Origin of the sequence: Haloprofundus sp. MHR1, from assembly GCF_005155585.1 — an archaeon.
Lineage (GTDB): Archaea > Halobacteriota > Halobacteria > Halobacteriales > Haloferacaceae > Haloprofundus > Haloprofundus halophilus.
Genome location: NZ_CP039833.1, coordinates 2636426 through 2650962, shown reverse-complemented (window position 1 = coordinate 2650962; position 14537 = coordinate 2636426). Strand labels below are relative to the sequence as shown.

The 14537-nt window shown below is 67.4% G+C and carries 18 protein-coding genes; 8 read left to right on the top strand and 10 right to left on the bottom strand.

The features are described from left to right. Positions 1 to 69: 69 nt before the first annotated feature. Entirely contained in the window at positions 70 to 1752 is a 1683-nt protein-coding gene (locus FCF25_RS13460; RefSeq protein WP_137049043.1) for a methylmalonyl-CoA mutase, read from the bottom strand. A gap of 134 nt (positions 1753 to 1886) precedes the next feature. Between FCF25_RS13460 and FCF25_RS15815 the strand changes: the two genes are divergently transcribed. Then, positions 1887 to 2432, top strand: coding sequence for a DsrE family protein (locus tag FCF25_RS15815; protein WP_217353072.1), 546 nt, complete (start codon positions 1887 to 1889; stop codon positions 2430 to 2432). Between the two features lie 59 nt (positions 2433 to 2491). Here the strand turns inward: FCF25_RS15815 and FCF25_RS13450 are convergent, their stop codons facing one another. From FCF25_RS13450 to FCF25_RS13435, 4 genes are all read right to left on the bottom strand, one after another. After that, positions 2492 to 3286: a DUF4397 domain-containing protein gene (locus tag FCF25_RS13450; RefSeq protein ID WP_137049042.1), complete on the bottom strand. Its 795-nt coding sequence runs from the start codon at positions 3284 to 3286 to the stop codon at positions 2492 to 2494. Positions 3287 to 3369: 83 nt separating this feature from the next. Further along, complete coding sequence (locus FCF25_RS13445; protein ID WP_137049041.1) at positions 3370 to 4164, bottom strand: creatininase family protein; 795 nt, start codon at positions 4162 to 4164, stop codon at positions 3370 to 3372. Between the two features lie 57 nt (positions 4165 to 4221). After that, positions 4222 to 5001 (bottom strand): hypothetical protein, encoded by a 780-nt coding sequence (locus FCF25_RS13440; RefSeq protein WP_137049040.1) that lies wholly within the window; start codon positions 4999 to 5001, stop codon positions 4222 to 4224. Continuing rightward, complete coding sequence (locus FCF25_RS13435; RefSeq protein WP_137049039.1) at positions 4998 to 6278, bottom strand: PQQ-binding-like beta-propeller repeat protein; 1281 nt, start codon at positions 6276 to 6278, stop codon at positions 4998 to 5000. Before FCF25_RS13435 ends, FCF25_RS13440 begins: the two co-directional genes overlap by 4 nt. A gap of 129 nt (positions 6279 to 6407) precedes the next feature. Here FCF25_RS13435 and FCF25_RS13430 point away from each other — a divergent pair, with 129 nt between their 5' ends. From FCF25_RS13430 to FCF25_RS13410, 5 genes are all read left to right on the top strand, one after another. Next, a complete protein-coding gene (locus tag FCF25_RS13430; RefSeq protein WP_137049038.1) occupies positions 6408 to 6815 on the top strand; it encodes a nascent polypeptide-associated complex protein in 408 nt (135 codons plus the stop codon). Further along, positions 6812 to 7531 carry a tRNA (adenine-N1)-methyltransferase gene (locus FCF25_RS13425; RefSeq protein ID WP_137049037.1) on the top strand — a complete coding sequence of 240 codons (720 nt, stop codon included), beginning with the start codon at positions 6812 to 6814 and terminating at the stop codon, positions 7529 to 7531. The genes FCF25_RS13430 and FCF25_RS13425 overlap by 4 nt, the downstream gene beginning before the upstream one ends. 239 nt (positions 7532 to 7770) lie before the next feature. Beyond that, positions 7771 to 8670 (top strand): polysaccharide deacetylase, encoded by a 900-nt coding sequence (locus FCF25_RS13420; RefSeq protein WP_117591350.1) that lies wholly within the window; start codon positions 7771 to 7773, stop codon positions 8668 to 8670. Between the two features lie 50 nt (positions 8671 to 8720). After that, a complete protein-coding gene (locus FCF25_RS13415) occupies positions 8721 to 8939 on the top strand; it encodes a hypothetical protein (RefSeq protein WP_117591351.1) in 219 nt (72 codons plus the stop codon). Further along, the gene (locus FCF25_RS13410; RefSeq protein ID WP_117591352.1) at positions 8936 to 9286 is read left to right on the top strand and encodes a hypothetical protein; all 351 of its coding nucleotides are present in this window, start codon (positions 8936 to 8938) and stop codon (positions 9284 to 9286) included. Before FCF25_RS13415 ends, FCF25_RS13410 begins: the two co-directional genes overlap by 4 nt. A gap of 7 nt (positions 9287 to 9293) precedes the next feature. On the opposite strand, the gene FCF25_RS13405 is transcribed toward FCF25_RS13410, so the two are convergent. The 5 genes from FCF25_RS13405 to FCF25_RS13385 all read right to left on the bottom strand — a co-directional run bounded on the left by FCF25_RS13405 (position 9294) and on the right by FCF25_RS13385 (position 11787). Further along, the gene (locus tag FCF25_RS13405) at positions 9294 to 9896 is read right to left on the bottom strand and encodes a hypothetical protein (protein ID WP_137049036.1); all 603 of its coding nucleotides are present in this window, start codon (positions 9894 to 9896) and stop codon (positions 9294 to 9296) included. 3 nt (positions 9897 to 9899) lie between these two features. Continuing rightward, entirely contained in the window at positions 9900 to 10217 is a 318-nt protein-coding gene (locus tag FCF25_RS13400) for a transcription factor S (protein WP_117591354.1), read from the bottom strand. A gap of 105 nt (positions 10218 to 10322) precedes the next feature. Then, on the bottom strand, positions 10323 to 10580 hold the full coding sequence (locus FCF25_RS13395) for a hypothetical protein (protein WP_117591355.1): 258 nt from the start codon (positions 10578 to 10580) through the stop codon (positions 10323 to 10325). 129 nt (positions 10581 to 10709) lie between these two features. Beyond that, complete coding sequence (locus tag FCF25_RS13390) at positions 10710 to 10925, bottom strand: hypothetical protein (RefSeq protein ID WP_174786382.1); 216 nt, start codon at positions 10923 to 10925, stop codon at positions 10710 to 10712. Between the two features lie 88 nt (positions 10926 to 11013). After that, positions 11014 to 11787 (bottom strand): enoyl-CoA hydratase/isomerase family protein, encoded by a 774-nt coding sequence (locus tag FCF25_RS13385; RefSeq protein ID WP_117591357.1) that lies wholly within the window; start codon positions 11785 to 11787, stop codon positions 11014 to 11016. A gap of 180 nt (positions 11788 to 11967) precedes the next feature. Here FCF25_RS13385 and FCF25_RS13380 point away from each other — a divergent pair, with 180 nt between their 5' ends. Together FCF25_RS13380 and FCF25_RS13375 are read left to right on the top strand one after the other, a co-directional pair. Then, positions 11968 to 12465, top strand: coding sequence for a DUF5797 family protein (locus tag FCF25_RS13380; RefSeq protein WP_117591358.1), 498 nt, complete (start codon positions 11968 to 11970; stop codon positions 12463 to 12465). A gap of 142 nt (positions 12466 to 12607) precedes the next feature. After that, positions 12608 to 14509, top strand: coding sequence for a right-handed parallel beta-helix repeat-containing protein (locus FCF25_RS13375; RefSeq protein ID WP_137049035.1), 1902 nt, complete (start codon positions 12608 to 12610; stop codon positions 14507 to 14509). The last annotated feature ends 28 nt before the right edge of the window (positions 14510 to 14537 follow it).

Below are 14537 nucleotides of genomic sequence, written 5' to 3'. Positions count from 1 at the left end.
GCTACGAGTAGGGTCACCGAGCCACGACACCGTCGCCCAGTTCGCGGACCGCGCCGTCGACACCCGCGCTCAGACGGCGCTGTTGGGGTGGTACTCCTCGAACTCGTCGCGGAGCACGTTGCAGATTTCGCCGACCGTCGCGTACACTTTCACCGCGTCGACGATGAGCGGCACCAGGTTCGCGTCGCCGCGGGCGGCGTCTCGAATCGCTTCCAGCGCGTCTTCGACGGCCTCCGCGTCGCGGTCGTCTCTCAGTTCCCGCAGCGACTCGACCTGCCGGCGCTCGTCTTCCTCCGACACCTCCTCGATGTCGACGTGTGCCTCCTCGTCGACCTGGTACTCGTTGACGCCGACGATGACGCGCTCGCCCTGTTCGATCTCGCGCTGGCGCTCGTAGGCGACCTCCTGAATCTGACGCTGGACCCACTGCTCTTTCACCGCGTCCAGCATCCCGCCGCGTTCGTCCACCTCGTCGATGATCTCGAAGGCGTCGGCCTCGACTTCGTCGGTGAGGGCTTCGACGTAGTAGCTCCCGGCGAGAGGGTCGATAGTGTCGGCCGCGCCCGACTCGTGGGCGAGAATCTGCTGGGTTCGCAGGGCGGTGCGGACGCTCTCCTCTGTCGGCAGCGACAGCGCCTCGTCCTTCCCGTTGGTGTGGAGGCTCTGCGTCCCGCCGAGGACGGCCGCCAGCGCTTGGTACGAGACGCGGACGATGTTGTTCTCGACCTGCTGGGCGGTGAGCGTCGACCCGCCCGTCTGGGTGTGGAACTTCAACTGCTTCGACTTCGGGTTCTCCGCGCCGAAGCGCTCCTCCATGATTTTGGCCCACATGCGGCGGGCGGCGCGGAACTTTGCGACCTCCTCCAGCACGTTGTTGTGCGCGTTGAAGAAGAACGACAGTTGCGGCGCGAACTCGTCGACATCGAGGCCGGCGTCGATGGCCGCTTGGACGTACTCGATGCCGTTACCGAGCGTGAACGCCACCTCCTGGGCCGCCGTCGACCCGGCCTCGCGGATGTGGTAGCCCGAGATGGAGATGGTGTTGAACTTCGGCGTCTCGGACGCGCAGAACTCGAATACGTCGGTGATGAGCCGCATCGACTGCTCCGGCGGGTAGATGTAGAGGTTGCGCGCGACGTACTCCTTCATGATGTCGTTCTGGATAGTGCCGCGCAACTGGTCGCGGTCGACGCCCTGCTGGTCGCCGACGGCGACGTACATCGCCAAGAGCACCGCCGCGGGCGCGTTGATGGTCATGCTGGTCGACACCTCGTCGAGCGGGATGCCCTCGAACAGCGTCTCCATGTCGCGCAGCGAGTCGATGGCGACGCCCGACTTGCCGACTTCGCCCGCGGCCATGTCGGCGTCGGAGTCGTAGCCCATCTGCGTCGGCAGGTCGAAGGCCACGGAGAGACCGGTCTGGCCGTTGTCGATGAGATACTGGTATCGGTCGTTCGTCTCCGCGGCGGTGCCGAAACCGGCGTACTGTCGCATCGTCCACAGTCGCCCGCGGTGCATCGTCGGGTAGACGCCGCGGGTGTACGGCTCCTCGCCGGGGAAGCCGACATCGTCGACGTAGTCGGTGTCGGCGATGTCGTCGGGCGTGTAGAGACGGTCGACCTCGTTGCCCTCGGTGTCGGTCGTGAACGTCTCCTCGCGCTCCCCGAACCGCTCCAGCGTCGGCCCGAGCGTCTCCTCCTCCCACTCCGCCTTCGCGGAACGAATGCGCTCCAAATCGTCGGGGTCGAACATAGTCGAAGATGAAGATAGGCGGTACCTTAAGCGTTCGAGAGACGCCGTCGGTTCCCGCCGCGCCGTCGAGACTCCGGTCGACGCCGTTTAGCACGTCGATAATAAAGGCTTCACCGCCGTCTCGTTCGACCGAAATGGATTCGGAGCACACCCGGAGGCGGGTTCTGGAACTCGCCGGCGTCGGCACCGGCCTCGCGCTCGCAGGCTGTGTCGGCGGCGGCACCGACGCGCCGGCGTCGGAGGGCGGCGACGCGTCGTCGACGCCCGAGTCGACCGACTCACCGACGGAGGCCGAAACCGAGACCGAGACGCAAACCGAAACTCCCGACCCCACTATGAGTACCGTCTTTCACTTCACCGACGACGTATCGAACCAGGAACACGCGCTCGGAAACGTCAGCAACCTGCTCGCCGACGACACCGTCGACCTCGACGACGTCGTCCTCCTCGTCAACGGGTCGGGGTTCAAACTCGTCTACGAAGAGCAGACCGAACACGCCGAGAAACTGCAGGAACTCCAGGAACAGGGCGTGTCGATTCGCGCCTGCGAGAACACGATGGATCGGTTCAGCGCGACGCAGGACGACCTCGTCGACGGCGTCGAGACGGTCCCCTCCGGCGTCGGCGAACTGACGAAACTACAGGCGGGCGAGGGCTACGCGTACATCAAGACGCCGTAGAAAACGGGGCGTTCGACTCTCCGTCGTCCCATCGTCCGTTCAGTCGCCTCGTCGTCCGCTCAGTCGCCGTCTTCGGCGAGTGTGACCTCGAACGGCGCGTTCGTCGGCGCGTCGCCCGGCGCGAGATATCCCGTTCCGAAGGCGGTGTAGACGCCCCGGTCGTCGAGCGTCACTTCGGTCGTGGTCACCGTGTCGCCGCCGTCGGCCCGCTGGACAGCCAGTCGATGGGTTCCGGCGGGGAGCGTCGCGGTCGCCGTTCGAGCGTAGCCGACGCCGTCGAACAGGGTCTCCTCGCCGTCGTCGCGGACGACCCGCAGCGCGTTGCTGTCGGGCGCGGCGTTGACGAACTGCAGGCGAGCGCTCCCCCGCTCCGGAAGCGAGAGGTCCTCGTCGAAGAGCCGAAATTCGACCGACCTGTCGGTGTTTTCTCCGAGTTCGCCGAGGACGACACCGGTGTAGCTCCCGACCTCGAAGTCGATGGCGTCCTCGAAGAAGACCCGGTCGGGGTTGCCGGTCGCCACGAGGCTGATGTCGGTCCGCTCGGCGCCGAGATACAGGTACTGGCTGATCTGTCGGAACGTCTCGTCTTTCAGCGCCGCGTCGCCGAAGACGACGATGTCGATGTTCGGCGCGTTCGGGACGGCGTGGACGACGCGGAGGTTCGCCCCGCCGTCGGTCGACGCCGGCCCCTGAGTCGGGGCGTCGGTGCCGGGCGGCGTCTCGGTTCCGGGTGCCGGTTCGGCGGTGGACGGCGGCATCTCGTCTTCGAAGAGCGTCCCGCCGCAACCGGCGAGCGCAGAGAGGAGGGCGACGCCGCTGGCGTGCAGGAACCGTCGGCGACGTGAGTCGGGCATCGTCCGCCCAGTCGTTCTCCGAATATCTCAACGTTTCCCCCGTTATCAGGTAGTGAAATTGAACTGTACGTTGAGAGTACGAGTCATCGTCGGCTGCCCGGCTGCGGGTCGACGTGCGGTTCCGGCAGCAGCGACTCGAACGGTTGAGCGTCGAGCCACTCCAAGAGGCGGACGAGCTGGTCCGTCGCCGCCTCGAAAATTTTCTCCCCTTTCTCGGGCGTCGCGTCCGTCTGGTCGCCCAGTACCCCGTTCTCGGTGTTGTCGGCGGCGTCGTAGAACGTGCGCGCCCCGAACTTCCGCGGGTCGGCGTCCGCGAGGCTGACGACGCCGCCGTCGCGGGCCGATTCGAGTTCCCCTTCGCGGACCAGTTCACGGGCAATGTGCATGATCATCGCCGTCTCCTTCGGCCCGCCGTGAGGGCCGTTGTGCTCGAAGATGTCGTTCACGAGGTCCGGAATCGACTCGTCCCACATCCACTCGATGGCGTACGCCTCGCCGTCGTCGCGGAGGCGACGCCCCACCTCGCGCAGGTGGACGGCGTTGCCGCCGTGGGCGTTGACGTAGACGACGCGGTCGATGCCGTGGTACGTCAGGTTGCGCGTGAGGCTCTCGACGTAGTCGCGGAAGGCGGGCGGGTCGACCCACATCGTGCCGTGGAACTGCCGGTGGTGGGGGCTGACGCCGACGTTTATCGTGGGCGTGCAGAGGTGGCCCGTGCGTTCGGTCGCGGCCCGCGCCAGCGACTCGGCGATTAGGTGGTCGGTCGCAAGGGGGAGGTGCGGCCCGTGCTGTTCGGTCGAACCGAGCGGAACGACCGCGAGCGACTGTTCGGCGACGTACTCTCCGAGTTCCGGCCACGTCTGGTCGGCGACGTACATGGTCGGATGTGGGGCGGCGGGTGCAAGAAGTTAGGTGTCGATACGGAACCGGTCGGGTCAGTCGGTCCCGTCGGTTTGCTCGGCGACGACCACCAACGCCACTGCGTGGACGGGAGCGACCAGCGTCGCACTGAGTACCGGCCCGACGGGAGAGACGCTGCCCAGCGCGAACGTTGCGAGACCGACGACGAGGACGAGACCGAACACCGTCCAGCGGTGACCACGGGTGAGGCGGGCGCTTCGACCGAACGCCGTCGAGATGTCCTCGCCGGCGACGACGAGAACCGGAACGAGGAACACGCGGACGAACACCGCGAGCGTCCCGACGAACAACAGCAACCCTATCGGGCCACTGACGGTGCCGACGAGGCCGAGCAGCCGAAATGCGACGTGGAGTAGCGCGAGCAGTCCGAGATACGAAAACAGTTGAGCGCTCCTCGCGCGGCCACCCAGTACGCGCGACAGCGTCAACCATCCGGCGACACCGACGGCGAGAAACGCCGTCAGTTCGAGACCGAGCGTCGTGAAAAGCGGTGCTACCTTGAGGTCGACCAACGCTCCGAGCGGCGTCGTCGTCGCTCGACTCCCGGTCGGGTAGACGAGATAACTGATGTCGATGCCGCCTCCGCCCATCCGGTCGACGACGTTGACGGGGACCGGGTCACGGCGACGGCGGTAATCGACTATCGTGACGACGACGCCGGCGAGGAAGAACGGAACGACAAGTACGGGGTCGCGCCGGATGCGGTGCAGAGCGGTCCACAGCGCCGACCACACCGAAAGCTCCGGTTCCTTTTCACCGAACTTCGACCCCAGTAGCGCCCTCCGGTCGCTCATCTCGCTTCCCCCGGCCCCAGCGCGTGGACCGTTTTGAACGAGGTACAGAACAGCATCTCGCCGCTGACGATGGGCGTCGACAGCGGACTGTCGATCTCGAATCGCCAGTGCAAGTCGCCCGTCGAAGCGTCGAACGCGGCGATGGTGTCGAATTCGGAGATATACACAGTGTCGTCCCCGACGACGGGTGTCGTCTCGCGCCAGCGACCGCTTGCAGACCACCGCTGTTCGCCGGTTTCGAGGTCGACAGCGTAGAGACGATTGTCTGCCTGCTGGTCGAACACTTCGCCGACGACGTACACCATCTTCCCGCTCGAATCGTCATCTGCGGACACATCGGCCACCGCCACCGCGCCCTCGGTCTGGTTGCCGCCGTGGTCGAATCGCCACAGTTCGTCGCCGTTTGCGGGGTCGAGTGCGGTGACGCCCTCGCGGCCTGGAACGAGAATCGCCTCCGACGTGGCGGTGACGGGGAGCACGAACTGGTCCGTTACTTCCGTCTCCCACAGCATCTCGCCGGTTTGGGCGTCGAACGCGCCCACAGCGTAGGGCCAGTACGAGGCGTAGACGGTTCCGCCGAGGTACGCCGGACGTCCGGGCTCTCCGAGCGCGCCCTCGCGGCCGAGTTCGCGCTCCCAGAGCATCCGCCCGCTGCTGGCGTCGACGGCGTAGAGGTGGTCGGTTCCCGAATTTGCCCAGTACAGCGTCGAACCGACGGCGATAGGCGGCGACATCGTCGGTGGTCCGAAGATGGACGAACTGGGACTCTCTCCGTCCTGCCGCCACCGCCGCACGCCGAACTGTCGGCCGAGAATCGTGTAGCCGCCGTCGGCGTTCAAGCCGACCAGTCCCTCGACCCCGGCGAGGGCGAGCGTGTCGCTGGTGTACGCGTCCACAGGAACGATAGCAGGATTCGATTGTGAACTGCCGTCGTAGGTGAACAGCGCCTCACCGTCGAACGCGTCGAGCACAGCGACCGAGTTGCTAACGAGGTACAGACGGTCGTCGGCGAGAATCGGCGGCGAGAACGTACTGGAGAGGTCTTCGGGGTCGTGGCTCCACACCGAATCGACGGTCTCACCGGGGCCGCGAGCGTCGGGAACGTACCCGGTTCCGGCGGCGTCGTACCGCGGCATCGGCCAGTCGGTGAGCGAACCGCTTCCCGTGGCGGCCGCGGCGTCGTCGGCACTACCGGTGTTCCTCACACCGATAGCGGCGATTCCGGCCATACCGAGCGCGCTGAGGTAGCCTCGTCGGGAGGGCGAGTCGGAGACCATACATCGAGCGAACGAGTCGACCCGCAAAACTGTTGCTGTCGAGACACCATCGCCGCGACTCGCCGCGCAGTCCTCGCGTTCTCGCCGGCGTTCGCCACGTTTTTGCCCGCCCGCCACGACGCTCCGGGTATGTTTGGTGGCGGCGGTATGAACCCGCGGAAGATGAAGCAGATGATGAAGCAGATGGGCATCGACGTCTCCGAGATAGACGCCGAGGAGGTCATCATCCGAACAGCCGACGAGGAACTCGTCTTCAGCGACGCGCAAGTGACGCAGATGGACGCACAGGGACAGCAAACGTACCAGATCGTCGGCGAACCCGAGTCGAGAGCGCTCGGCGCGGGTGACGCCGGCGCGGGTGGCGCCGGTGCCGAGGACACCGTGGACGTCGAAGCGAGCGACGCCGGCGGCGAGGAGATTCCCGAGTCGGACGTCGAAATCGTCGCGACGCGCGCCGGTGCGAGCAAAGACGAGGCCCGAGAGGCGCTCGAAGCCGAGAACGGTGACCTCGCCGCGGCGATCTCGCGCCTGGAGTGATACTCCTCGTCCACGGCGACCGCGAGTATCTGCGCGGCTCCGGCGACGAACTGCAGACCGACCTCGGCGTGCTCACCGTCCCCGAGGACGTCTCGGCGGGCGATGTCCTGGAGACGCATCTCGGCGAGGAGTTCCTCGTCCGCGAACCGCGCGGCCCCGACCTGTTCAACCACTTCGAGCGGACGGGCGCGCCGATGATGCCGCGCGACGTCGGCCTCATCGTCGGCCACACCGGCGCGGCCGCCGGCGACCGAGTGCTCGACGCCGGAACCGGCACGGGCGTCCTCTCGGCGTATCTCGCTCGCCTCGGCGCGGAGGTGACGACGTACGAGCGCGACCCCGAGTTCGCCGACGTCGCGCGCGAGAACATGGAACTCGCCGGCGTCGACGAGCGAGTCGACGTGCGGACCGGCGACCTGACCGAGGAACTCGACTCGCTGTCGGGGTTCGACCTCCTGACGCTCGACACCGGCGACGCCCCCGAGGTGGTCGCCCACGCGCCCGACCTCCTCGTCTCCGGCGGCTTTCTCGCCGTCTACTCGCCGTTCGTCGAGAACTCACACGAGACGGTGCGGACGGCCCGCGAAGTCGGTCTCACGGGCGTCGAGACGCTCGAGACGATCCAACGAGAGATGGACTTCAGCGACCGGGGGTCGCGCCCGTCGACGGCGGGAGTCGGTCACACCGGCTATCTGACGTTCGCCCGCAACGAGTAGCGGGTTCACGGAGTTCGCGCATCGAACGCCGCGTTCGACTTCGCCGACAAGCGCCGCGTTCTACACGACCAACGAGCACCGCGTTCTACACGACCAACGAGCGCCGGTTGCGACGACGCGGGTCGTTCCTGCCCAAAATATCGGCCGTTAACCAAAACTTCTGACATCTTTCGACCGGAACGCGTGGTGACGCCGGGTGAGAAATATGTGTGTCCGCGTGGGCACTGTCGTGTAGAAACATGGGAGACATAGACGTAGCAATCGGCGTCGACGCGGACTGTGTCGCTGGCTGGTTAGGGTCGTACGGCGGGGCAGACTCGCCGGCGGACCTCTCGCGCGGGCTCTCCGCCGGGAACGAGGGCATTCCGCGACTGGTGCAGCTGTTCGAGGACGAGGGAATCGACACGTCGTGGTACATCCCCGGTCACACGATAGAGACGTTCCGCGAGGAGGTTCAGGCCGTCGCGGACGCGGGTCACGAGATCGGCGTCCACGGCTACTCTCACGAGAACCCGACGGACCTCTCCCGCGAGCAGGAAGACGAGATTCTCGAGCTCTCGAAGGAGCTCGTCGAGGACGTCACCGGAGAGGAGCCGGTCGGCCACCGGGCGAGCTGGTGGGAGTTCAGCGAGAACACGCCCGAACTCGTCGAAGAGCACGGCTTCCTCTACGACAGCAGCTTGATGGAGCGCGAGTTCGAGCCGGGGTGGATGCGGAAGGGCGACAGCTGGGAGAAGATACAGTACGACAGCGAACCCGAGACGTGGACGGAGCCGTACCGGTACGGCGAGGAGACCGACGTCGTCGAGATACCGATCAGCTGGTACCGCGACGACATCCCGCCGATGCTGTTCATCAAGCAGCCCAGCTACCACGCGGGGTACAAGGACCCGGAGATGATGTACGAACAGTACTACAAGCGGCAGTTCGACTACCTCTACGACCGGCGGGGAGCCGGGGTGTACACGTTCACCATCCACCCCGACCTCCACGGGCTACCCCACATGATCTCGCTCCTGCAGGAGTTCATCGGCTACGTTCGGAGCCACGAGGACGCCGAGTTCAGGACGCTCGAAGAGATTGCGCGCAAGTACCGGGACGACCCGTCGATCTACGAACCCGAGGGGGCGTACGTGTAGCGGCCGCCGCAGAACCACTAAGTCGACGGCCTCCCAACAGAACTCACGCCATGAGCACCGACGAGATGTCCGAGATCGACGAGACGCGAACGTGGCCCGAACTCGCCCTCGGCCTCTACGAGCGGTTGACCGGGCGGGGCGCGGAGATAACGTACGAGTTCGAGGATATGGAGGTCGACGTGCCGAGCAAGACCGGCGAGGACGCCGACCACGCCCACTGGCGACTCGACGGCACGCTCCGCATCAGCACCCGCGAACCGGACGAGTGACCGACGACGTGACCGACGCGCGCCGCCCGCTGGACGTCACGGCCGAACTGACGCTGACGGTCGAAGACGAAGACGTCCGCGTCGTCGGATACGGGGAGTTAGTCGTCGTCGACGCTCCTTCCCTCGCCGGGGCGCTCGCGCTCCTCCGCGGGACGGGACGACTGCCGACCGAGCGGTTCGGCGAGAACGTCCGCGCGGCCGACGTGACCGTCGACGTGCGCGTCGACGGGGTGAGCGTTGCCCGTCTCGGGCCGGGTATCCGGCCGGACGCCCTGTCGAGGAGAGTCGGCGTCGCGCCGGCCCGGCTCTCCCTCGGCGGAGCGGCGCTGGCGCTGCTCCGGCGGTAGCCGCGGGCTACCGCGTCGCCCGAATCAGCGCGAACAGCTCTTCTCTGAACCGTTCGGGGTCGAACGCGTCCGCTAGCGACGGCGAGCGGCCGGCGTCGACCCCCATCGAGTCGTCCTCAGCGACGTTCGTCGGGTACGCGCCGCCGGCGAGCAGGAACTCGCCGCGAGCGTCGGTCGGCCAGGCGGCGAGCCACCCCCGAACGCCGACGACCGCTCCGCCGACCCGGGTGCGGGCGTCGTACCCCGCGAGTCTGGCCTCGGTCCCGCGAACGTCGAACCGTCGCTCGGAGGCTCTGTCGACGGCGAGGAAGCCGCGTTCGCGGAGCTTCGTCTCGAAGCCGGCCATCGACCGGTCGGCGACCAGCCGGAACAGCGTCCGCGACGCGGGTGGTTTCGGGGCGAGTCGAAGCCGACTCGCGAAGAAGAAGCGGCGAATCGGGGTCGCACCGGGCCGTCGCGGGAGGCGCTCGGCGAACGTCGCGTTTTCGTAGACGACCGTGTGAGCGGTCACTCGGACGAGTCCGGCGTCGAAGGGGTGTTCGACGCTCGACTCGACCTGTCGCCACCCGTCGAGGCGGTCCTCGGGGACCGCCGGGGGTGGCACGCGCATCGTTCAGTGGTCGTCTTCGCGCCACTTGTGTTCGCACTCGGTGCAGACGAAGAATCGCGTCTCGGACTCGTCGGCCGAGCGAATCTGCTGCATGTACCAGTAGGCGGTGTCGTTGCCGCACTCGGGGCAGTGTGCGGTCGTCGTCGGCAGGCCGCTCGTGCCGCCCTCGGACTCGATGACTTCGGACTCCTCTTGAGCCTGCGTCGTCACCATCGCCTGCTCTTTGGCCTGGTCGCGCAGTTTCTCGTGACCGCACTTCGTGCAGACCCAGTTGTCGCCTTGCGTCTGCATCATCGAACCGCATTCGTCGCAGAACTCCATAGGAGTGATATCAGCGTACTCGGCTACTTAAACGTCGGGATTCGGCGTCGGAACCGCCCGACGGCGCGTCCGCGTCCTCGGGACGGCGACGGCATCCGGAACCGTTCAGGCGTCGCCCTCCGACTGTCCCGGTTCTCCCAGCGCTTCGACGGGCAGGACGTTGTACAACTCCTCGGACAGCTCTTCGGAACTGCGGAACCTCTCGCTGCGCGTCTCCGAAACTAACTCGCCGAGGTTCGCCTCCCCATCGGCGAGCGCTACGGTCGTGTCGGCGTACTCCGCGACGGCCTCGTCGCGGGCGACCGGGTACGAGAGCCGCTCGAAGGCGGTGTCGACTCGACTCAGTTTTATCGTCTCACTCATGGGTTCTATATCGCCTTCGAGACACATAGCTTCGGCGTCCCCGCCGCGGGACGGTGAGTTTCCGGCGCAGCGCAGTCTGCGATTCGGTGACACGATTTTCGGGTTCGCGCTCGGACGACACGCGAGCGGTTACGACGTCTCTAAGCGGTCTGTGTCGCCGTCCACGGGCGAATCCGCGTCGCAGACGACCGGGTCGTAGTCGCTCTCGACGGAGTAGCCGCCGCAGGTCGGACAGACGTGGTACTCGACCGAGTACGTCTCGCCGCACCCCCGACACTCGTACGGCCCGCCGTTCGCCTCGCCGCTCTCGGAGAGGCGGTCGGCGATGGCCGCGAACGGGTTCATACCTCTGCGAAAGGAAGATTATAACATTGTTATGAATGTACTAAAAACGGTAGAGTAACTCGTTAGTGACTATCTAATCGGACGACATTCACTCGAAGTCGGGGTCTCGTTTGTCGAGGAACGCGTCCATCCCCTCTCGCTGGTCGTGCGTGCCGAACAGTCCGCTCCACGCCCGACGCTCGTAGACGAGGCCCGCGCCCTGCGGTTCCTCGTGAACGGCGTTGATGGTCTCTTTCGCCGTCTGCAGCGCGAACTTCGGTTTCGCGGCGAGTTCGGCAGCGCGGGTGGAGACGACGTCGTCGAGTTCGTCGTGGGCGACGACTTCGCCGACGAGGCCGTGTTCGTGGGCGTCGGTCGCGTCGACGCGGTCACCGAAGTAGATCATCCGCCGGGCGAGTTCGTCGCCGACGAGGCGCGGCAGTCGCTGGCTGCCGCCCCATCCGGGCGTGATGCCGAGGTCGATCTCGGTCTGGCCGATGACGGCGCGCTCGGAGGCGACTCGAAGGTCGCAGGCCAGTGCAAGTTCGCAGCCGCCGCCGAAGGCGTAGCCGTTGATGGCGGCGATGACGGGGGCGGGAAACGTCTCCAGGCGGTCGGCGACGCGGTGACCGAGTTCGGCGTATTCCTGCGCTTCGGGCACCGAGAGCTCCTTCATGTAGGAGATGTCCGCGCCGGCGACGAACGCCTTCTCGCCCGCGCCGGTGAGGACGACGACGCGCGCGTCGGCCGCCTCGGCCTCGTCGAGGGCGTCTTCGAGCGCTTCGAGCGTCTCGACGTTGAGCGCGTTGAGTCGGTCCGGTCGGTTGACGGTGATGGTCGCCACGTCGTCGCTGTCGATGTCGAGGAGTACGGTCTCCGCCATACTCGTGGGTCACGCCGATTCGGGATAATCGTTCGGCCCGCGGTCGATACAGCGGCGAGTTCCGGTCGACGAACGGTCTTCGCCCGCATCGGTGACGCCGAGACCACGGTACGCCATCTCAGCCCGCGGTCCCGGCCACACTCCAGAACACCGATATCCTCCCTCCCCGAACACCCGGCAATGACCCTCTCGGACGAGGACAAGGAGCGGTTGGCGGACGTAGTCAAACTCCAACCGACGAAGAACAAGGAACTGCAGGACCGCTGGGACCTCGACAGCGGCAGCGAGGTCCATCGCTACCTCGAAGGCACGCTCAAGGAGTACTACTACCGCGACGAGAACAGCCTCATCCGGGCGACGACGGAGGCCGCGGAGCTGCTCGGCATCGACCCGCCGGTCGAGGACGAACGCGACGAGGGCGCGCCGAGCGTGCTTCGCGTCCCCGAACTCGAGTCGCGGGTGTTCGAGGTCGTCGCCGGACCCGACGAGCGCTCCGAGAGCGTCGTCAGCGTGCTGAACAAGCTCCGCGAGCGGTTCGACGTCGACCCCGAGGCCGCCGACGTCCGCCGGGCGCTGCAGAGCCTCAAGCGGAAGGGCGTCGTCGAGGTCACCTACCGGACGGTGCCGACGTTCAAACTCGCCGTCGACCGCGACGAGGTCGACGTCGAAGTCGTCTGAACCGACCGACGGCTCGACGGGCTTCGACCGCCGACTTCCGTTCTCTCTCGCCCGCCGACTTCCGTTCTCTCGCGCCCGCCGACCTCCGTCCTCATATGCCCGCCGAAACGTTCATCCGAGCGCTCCCCCCTAACGCACCCCGATGAGAGACGACGAGGGCGACGACGCCGACGAGTCGACTGCCGCGACGTCGGAAGGAAGCGGCCGAGCGCCCGAACGCGACCGAGACGGCGGCCCCGGCGCTCGCCCGGGGACGGTACACGTCGACGCGTTCGGCGCGGTCGGCGACGGCGACGTCGACGACGGTCCCGCGTTGCAGGCGGCACTCGACGCCGCCGCCGACCGCGGCGGCGGAACCGTAACGCTGCCGCCCGGTACGTACCGCCACGAGCGCTCGCTGCTCTACGGTTCGAACCTCGTCGTCGACGGTCACGGCGCGACGCTCCTGTTCGACCCGCCGGACCCCGACGCGACGGCGCTCGTCCCGCGAAGCTACGGCGGCGGCGAACGGGTGCGACAGGTCGTCGTCGACGGACTGACCCTCGGTTCGGTTGACCCCGCGAAGGGGAACGGTATCGGCGTCGCCCACGCCGAAGACGTCACCGTCCGCGGCTGTCGGGGCGAGAACCTCCGCTGGCACCTCGTCGACGTGGCGGGCGGGAAAGACGTGCTCGTGCGGAACTGCTACGCGGTCGGTCTCCGGTCGGCCGCCTACCAGGCGGACAACCTCACCGAGCGCGGCGGCCTCGTCGTCGCCCCGCCCGGAGGCGGCGTCGAGAACGCCGCCGTCGACGGCTCCGCCAACGAGAACGTCGCCATCGTCAACAACGTCGCCGAGGACTGCGCGCGCGGCGTGCACCTCCACCGCAGCGGCGGCCACGACCTCTCGGTCGACGGGAATAAGATCCGACGCTGCACCGACGTCGGCATCCTCGGCGACGACGGCACCGACTGGCACGACGTACGCATCACCGGCAACATCGTCGAAGGGACGGAGACGTCGACCGGCATCCGCCTCGACGGCCGCTACCGAAACATCTCCGTGGAGAACAACACCGTCAGGAACCACGGCGGCGACGGCATCACGGTTCACCCCGGGGGCCACGGAGCGGCGGGCGACGTCTCCGACGGGCCCGACGAGTTCGAGGAGGCCGTCGCCGAGGGCGTCAGTGTCTCCGACAACACCATCGAGTGCGTCGGCGGTGCAGGTATCGCGCTCCGCCGGGCCTCGGGGGAAGTCGCCGACAACTACGTCTACGACGTGGGAATCGGCGGGAGTCGGCGTGACGGCTCGACCGAGGGCCGCGAAGACGGGAGCCTTCGAGGCCGTCCGATCCACGAACCGTCGGGCGTCGTCGTCGAGCGCGGCGACGGCGTCACCGTCACCGACAACGTCTGTCGCGCCGTCGCGGGCGTCGGGTTCGTCGTTCGCGGCGGCCGCAACGTCGCGGTCACGGCGAACGAACTGTTCGACTTCGAGGTCGGCGTGCTCGCCGTCTCCGACCCGACGCCGACCGCCCGAGTGCGGGTCGCGGCCAACACGCTCGAAGGCCGGGAGGGTTCGCAGTGCGGCATCCGTCTCCGCGGCGGCTTCGACCACCGCCTCGACGGGAACGACTGTCGACGGGTCGACCGCGGGGTCGAACTCCTCGGCGTCCGCCGCGTCTTCTTCCGCGACACCGACGTCGTCGGCGGAGGCGACGACGGGGACGACGGGGAGGTCGGCTATCTCCTCGACGGCTGCGAGGAGCTCCGCTTCCGCGACAACGACGCCGACGGCTTCGCGCGGTCGACGGTTCTCACGGGGTCGACCGATATCGAGGGGCAGCTCCCACACGCCGACGTTCGCGTCGGCTCCGACTGTGCCGACGTGACGTTGACGTTCCCGGGCCGCGCGCCGCCGACCGAGGGACGCTTCGACGTCGGATGCCGGGTCCGCAACGTCGAACCGTCGCCCGGGAGCGCGATGGGTTGGGTCTGCGTCGACGGCGGCGACCCCGGCACGTGGCACCCCTTCGGCCGAATCGACCACGACTCGGTCTGACGGGTCTCAGGAGTCGGGCGCGGACGGT

What these genes read in the sequence shown, in the direction of transcription:
- FCF25_RS13430 (WP_137049038.1), top strand. Translation starts at nt 6,408, where the DNA reads ATGTTTGGTGGCGGCGGTATGAACCCGCGGAAGATGAAGCAGATGATG.
- FCF25_RS13450 (WP_137049042.1), bottom strand. Translation starts at nt 3,286, where the DNA reads ATGCCCGACTCACGTCGCCGACGGTTCCTGCACGCCAGCGGCGTCGCC.
- FCF25_RS13385 (WP_117591357.1), bottom strand. Translation starts at nt 11,787, where the DNA reads ATGGCGGAGACCGTACTCCTCGACATCGACAGCGACGACGTGGCGACC.
- FCF25_RS13435 (WP_137049039.1), bottom strand. Translation starts at nt 6,278, where the DNA reads ATGGTCTCCGACTCGCCCTCCCGACGAGGCTACCTCAGCGCGCTCGGT.
- FCF25_RS13460 (WP_137049043.1), bottom strand. Translation starts at nt 1,752, where the DNA reads ATGTTCGACCCCGACGATTTGGAGCGCATTCGTTCCGCGAAGGCGGAG.
- FCF25_RS15815 (WP_217353072.1), top strand. Translation starts at nt 1,887, where the DNA reads ATGGATTCGGAGCACACCCGGAGGCGGGTTCTGGAACTCGCCGGCGTC.
- FCF25_RS13420 (WP_117591350.1), top strand. Translation starts at nt 7,771, where the DNA reads ATGGGAGACATAGACGTAGCAATCGGCGTCGACGCGGACTGTGTCGCT.
- FCF25_RS13405 (WP_137049036.1), bottom strand. Translation starts at nt 9,896, where the DNA reads ATGCGCGTGCCACCCCCGGCGGTCCCCGAGGACCGCCTCGACGGGTGG.
- FCF25_RS13390 (WP_174786382.1), bottom strand. Translation starts at nt 10,925, where the DNA reads ATGAACCCGTTCGCGGCCATCGCCGACCGCCTCTCCGAGAGCGGCGAG.
- FCF25_RS13395 (WP_117591355.1), bottom strand. Translation starts at nt 10,580, where the DNA reads ATGAGTGAGACGATAAAACTGAGTCGAGTCGACACCGCCTTCGAGCGG.
- FCF25_RS13445 (WP_137049041.1), bottom strand. Translation starts at nt 4,164, where the DNA reads ATGTACGTCGCCGACCAGACGTGGCCGGAACTCGGAGAGTACGTCGCC.
- FCF25_RS13375 (WP_137049035.1), top strand. Translation starts at nt 12,608, where the DNA reads ATGAGAGACGACGAGGGCGACGACGCCGACGAGTCGACTGCCGCGACG.
- FCF25_RS13440 (WP_137049040.1), bottom strand. Translation starts at nt 5,001, where the DNA reads ATGAGCGACCGGAGGGCGCTACTGGGGTCGAAGTTCGGTGAAAAGGAA.
- FCF25_RS13380 (WP_117591358.1), top strand. Translation starts at nt 11,968, where the DNA reads ATGACCCTCTCGGACGAGGACAAGGAGCGGTTGGCGGACGTAGTCAAA.
- FCF25_RS13415 (WP_117591351.1), top strand. Translation starts at nt 8,721, where the DNA reads ATGAGCACCGACGAGATGTCCGAGATCGACGAGACGCGAACGTGGCCC.
- FCF25_RS13400 (WP_117591354.1), bottom strand. Translation starts at nt 10,217, where the DNA reads ATGGAGTTCTGCGACGAATGCGGTTCGATGATGCAGACGCAAGGCGAC.